Annotated in this window: 1 protein-coding gene; it reads left to right on the forward strand. The window is 48.3% G+C overall.

Going from position 1 to position 689, the window contains the following annotated elements; genetic code table 11:
- Window positions 1-689 (forward strand): exodeoxyribonuclease VII large subunit (gene xseA / locus R7R24_RS27110; RefSeq protein ID WP_318120180.1); only part of this gene is annotated, 689 nt, incomplete at both ends.

The following is a 689-nucleotide window of genomic DNA, read 5'->3' on the forward strand; positions in this document are numbered from 1 at the left end:
ACGTGGTGACTACCAATTGATCATCGAAAGCATGCAGCCTGAAGGCGATGGTCGTCTGCAACAAGAGTTTGAAGAGCTTAAGATGAAGTTGGCAGCGGAAGGTTTGTTCGCTCAAACCAACAAACTGCCACTACCAGAGCATCCAAAGCGTGTTGGTGTCATCACTTCTAAAACAGGTGCAGCGCTTTACGACATATTGGACGTTTTAAAACGCCGTGATCCTTCCCTCCCCGTGGTTATTTATCCGACCATGGTCCAAGGTGATGACGCAGCCATTCAAATTGCCCAAGCAATCGGTCGTGCTAACAGCCGAAATGAATGTGATGTATTGATTGTTGGTCGTGGCGGCGGCTCTCTAGAAGACTTATGGTGCTTTAACAATGAGATCCTTGCTCGCACTATTGCTGCAAGTCAAATCCCGATCATTAGTGCTGTGGGCCATGAAGTCGACATGACGATTGCCGATTTTGTTGCCGATGTGCGAGCTCCTACTCCATCAGCTGCCGCTGAACTGGTTAGCCGTGACAACAGCCATAAAGATCAATCGCTTGTAGCGAAACAGCATAAACTAGCTAGTGCGATGCGCTACTACTTAGCACAGCAAAAACAGCAATCTGCGCAACTTCTGCATCGCTTAGAACGCCAACATCCAAGTTATCAGTTGCAGCGTCAGTCACAGCAACTCGATG

It is taken from the genome of Vibrio sp. 704 (assembly GCF_033339295.1).